The sequence below is a fragment of the Alcaligenes sp. genome, assembly GCF_050255915.1.
Taxonomy (GTDB): domain Bacteria; phylum Pseudomonadota; class Gammaproteobacteria; order Burkholderiales; family Burkholderiaceae_B; genus Alcaligenes; species Alcaligenes aquatilis.
On sequence record NZ_JBFWIQ010000028.1, the window covers coordinates 1 to 3,883 of the forward strand.

Sequence of the window (3,883 nt, forward strand, 5' to 3'; positions counted from 1 at the left end):
GGAATGAGGGGTGACTGGACATAGTTTAAATTCACCATATTCAAATAATCTGAGCAATTACTTGGTATGGCAGAATTTTTAACCAGTCAACCCCTTCTTGTTTTCTGCAACTCTGACAAAGACCCAGTTTAGTTTCACAGGATACTTAAGGTGAAATGGTAAATGTTTGCAAGGGATCTGCAGGTAGAGCGATGATATTGGCTGCACCGAACAATTGCGTGATTTTCTCCATAGCTTTCGTGCTCAGGATTTGAGTAAACAGCAGGGCAAGACGAACCTTAGGGCGAGAGCAGGCAACGTAGAATAGATTGCGGTTGTTCTCGAAGAACCCCTGCTTGTCGGTAGGCGGGCCAGCATCAATCCACTCAAGGGTCTGTGTAAAATTATATTTGTTCCACCCACGTCCAATAATCACGAGAACATTTTCAAACTCCGCGCCTTTGACGCCATGCTTGGTGGCAAATGGTGTATGCCCGTCGATGAATTTATCCAAAGCTATAAGTTCGGTATAGGGTACAACCCGCAGATTGCGCAGTTGCGTAACACGACGTGATTCACCCACAACCGGCTCAGCGCCAACTTCGGAGAGCTTTTGCTCGCGCTCCACCACGGCAACCGGAAGGCGCATGTGTTGCTGGGCTCTAATGAAGTCAATCACATCGCCTATCGACCCCGTCAGACGCAAAGCAATAAGCTCATTCATCGTGTCTGACCAAGCTGTTTTATCTTGGTGTCGCCGAATACGCGGCATGCCTGCGCCAAAGTATTCAAACATCTCACCATAGCGCTGGGACTCAAAAGCAGCACAAGCGGGTTCGAGATGATCGGAAAGGAACTTGATGTGGGGGTCGTCTTTTTTTAGCCATGGATCGTTGTATTGCCCATAGATCGCTGGGATGCTGGCATAGCCTTGCTCTCGTGCAAGAACGCTGTGGCTGAGCATGAGAATTTTGGTCTTCTCAACCGCAAAATCCCATCCTTCATCGGTCAATCGCGCCTTCACATGCTGGAAATATGCGCGTGCAGCTTCCGGACTTGTATCACCAGTCCAGTGACCTCCACCTTGCCCTGTGCGTCGTACCCCCGGCCAATTGTTGGTATGAAAGACACGCGCCTCACCTGGAGCCTCAGGGTCGCTGACCATTTGGGGAAGCGCTGGGCGCATTCGGTTCAGTACCTGAACGATTGTATCAACGGAGCGGAAGTTTGCGTTTTTGTCGATGACCTCTATGGTCACGTGCTCAACCAGCCCACATCCCTCGCCATAAATTTTCTGCCAGTGATCCCCAAATAGCCCGATCAAGGGGCCTTCTCCATGATCGAGGAACCACGTCTTCAACGCACCGACAAAGACAGCATCGGTGTCCTGATATTCATCGATCAACAGAACGGGATAGCGCACGGTCAGCACTCTGCGAAACTTTTGCAATGCCAGCGCCTGAATCATGAGTGTCAGGACGTCTTCGTGCCGAAGCGTGACCTGCTCGTCAGTTACGCCGGGATATCCCAGTTCATAGTGAACCCGGCGCCTTCCAATACCTCCAGCCTCTTCCAGACGCTCTGCCCAGCTCGGAAGGCTCGGAACGAGTTCACGTAATGTCGTCTGGAAATCCTGCAGGATAGACCAGCAAAACCCATGTACGGTTTCTGGCCGCACAGCCGGATGAGCATGAATTCGAGAAATGATCTCGTCTTTGGCTACATTGGTGTACGTGATGCAGCCAACCTGCTGGCGTTGGCGCAAGAATTCATGACCGCGGCGGTCGATCAACCGGTGCAACGCTTTCTCAAGCGAATAGGTCTTTCCTGCTCCCGCTCCCGCTTCGAGGCGAAAGCACCGCCCTTCATCCAGGCAGGCAAACATGCGCTCTAGCGCGACGCGCCCTGCGGCGTCAGCAGGGCTTTCTTCTCTTTCAGGCATGATCATCTACCTCGTCAATATCAATGCCCACGCTCACAGCTTCTGCTACGATCTCCACCGCAATGGTCTCTGGTGGGGCGGCAGGGTCTGGATTATCGTGCGCCAGCCAGCGCAATCCATCAGCTATGTACCGGGGCACATTCCATTCGGTCTTCTCGATTGCAAGCTCAAGAGCGAACGTCGACTTCTTCTGACCGGCGGCTAAATCATATGCAAGTGCGGCCTGATCACCCTCACCAAGCTCAAAGAGAGCGGGGGTTGGCAAGAATGAATGCGTCCTCGAAGCTGCGCCCGCAGGCGCCACCTTCCACCTCGGGAATCTGATAGGCGATGCGGCGGCCATTTGCGATTTTATCATTTGGCGTTTTTTCCAGCAGATCAGCAGGCGACACATCGTCACCAAACCACGCCTTGAGGCAACCGTTGCTTGTGAACTGGCCGTCGGCGACCGGGACCGCTACCCGCTTTTTCTGATCGTTCGGTCGCACCGCATCGATGTCGGTAATAATCAGCGTGCGCAATTCGAGAAAAGTCAGTAGGTCAAAGAAGCGGTGCGCATAGGCGCCGCCAACTTCCATAACCGTCAGATACTGACTACCGAGCTTCGGTTCTCCAACGGCAGAAGTATCTGTCTTACGAATCATGGCCGGAAGCATAAGCCTCTCAGATGTTCCCTCGATCAACACAGCTTTGTCCGCGAAGAATAGGTCACACCGCGTGAGCGTCAGATACTGATGCAGGAAATCCCGGTCAGGCACGGGAGCGGCACCCATGCCTTTCCGCAAGTCTTTGATCTCAGAACGCCGAAGACCATCCTCATCCGCAACTGACAGGAAATAACGCAAAGATTCAAAGCGTGCTTCGTTCGCCATGTGGGGTGAGTGTGTCGTAACTACGAACTGAACCGGCCACGGACGGTTCTCATTGAGCTGCGCAACGAATACACCTGCGATCTGATCAAGCTGTCTGATGAAAACTTCCTGCATCTGAGGATGCAGATGAGCCTCCGGCTCTTCAATAAAGATCAGATGCACACCGGCGGCTGTGGGTGTTGCCTGAAACTCACGAAAGAAGCGCAGCAATTGTAGGAGCATGTAGACGAGGTTGCGGACACCAAGCCCATTATAGGTCTCGGGCAGCGTGACGCCATTCTTCCCGGCGTATCGCACCTTGGTATGATCGCTCAGTAGCTTCTCGATATCAAAGCTGGTTTCGGTAATGAGTCCGGGGTCAGGCAGACCGGGATAACCAAACAGATCAAAGGTGGGCAGAAGCGATGTGAGCTTTGCGTTGAAGTCGGCATGTAGGCCACTCTGGATGTCTTCGACTGCTACCTTCAATTGCTCGGCGATGGTCCGCTTTTCAATATCAACTGGATCGTTCAGCGCTGACTGGAAGAGGACTTCGACAACTTTGCCAAGCACATCGCGTTCCCGCTTCGTATCGTCGTCCAACCCGCGCTGTGCATTGATAAAGCCTCCTTGTACGAGAGCTGTCAAAACTTTCAATTCCAGCGTCTTCTTGTTAGTTTCATCGTTTGGATCCACAGCTTCAAAGTTGGAGCCATATGCGGAGGCGAGACGGTCGCCCAAGACCCGAAACAGTGCTCCTCGAGAAACAGCAATATCCTTTCCCGGTGCAGGAACATCAGCAAATAATATGTCGGCGGCAGTAGAGAGCGGCCCAAACGTCAGAACCACACGCGCAAAGCAACAGCCAGGATTCAGGTCGATAATGCAATCACTCAAAGGACCGAGGTCGGGAGCATCAACATCGTAGGCAATATCAAGTGTAATGCGGATGAACGGCAGAAGTTTGAGGATATCGGACACCTCACGAGTTATGCTCGAAAGTGGTGTTTGAGGGAGCGCTAAAAGGAAAATGACGTATCCTGATTGGAATCAGTTCGCCAAAACTCAATTCCAACAAAAAAGGATACGTCATGAGTGAGAGTAAAGTTAT

3 protein-coding genes are annotated in these 3,883 nt (G+C 52.2%); all 3 read right to left on the reverse strand.

Translation table 11 applies throughout. From position 1 onward, the window contains the following. Positions 1-145: 145 nt before the first annotated feature. The 3 genes from AB7E06_RS19140 to AB7E06_RS19150 are packed head-to-tail and all read right to left on the reverse strand — an operon-like array spanning position 146 to position 3,753. Entirely contained in the window at positions 146-1,921 is a 1,776-nt protein-coding gene (locus AB7E06_RS19140; protein ID WP_427958175.1) for a UvrD-helicase domain-containing protein, read from the reverse strand. Then, positions 1,914-2,186 carry a hypothetical protein gene (locus AB7E06_RS19145; RefSeq protein WP_427958176.1) on the reverse strand — a complete coding sequence of 91 codons (273 nt, stop codon included), beginning with the start codon at positions 2,184-2,186 and terminating at the stop codon, positions 1,914-1,916. The genes AB7E06_RS19140 and AB7E06_RS19145 overlap by 8 nt, the downstream gene beginning before the upstream one ends. Then, positions 2,164-3,753 (reverse strand): ATP-dependent nuclease, encoded by a 1,590-nt coding sequence (locus AB7E06_RS19150; RefSeq protein WP_427958178.1) that lies wholly within the window; start codon positions 3,751-3,753, stop codon positions 2,164-2,166. The genes AB7E06_RS19145 and AB7E06_RS19150 overlap by 23 nt, the downstream gene beginning before the upstream one ends. Positions 3,754-3,883 lie beyond the last annotated feature (130 nt).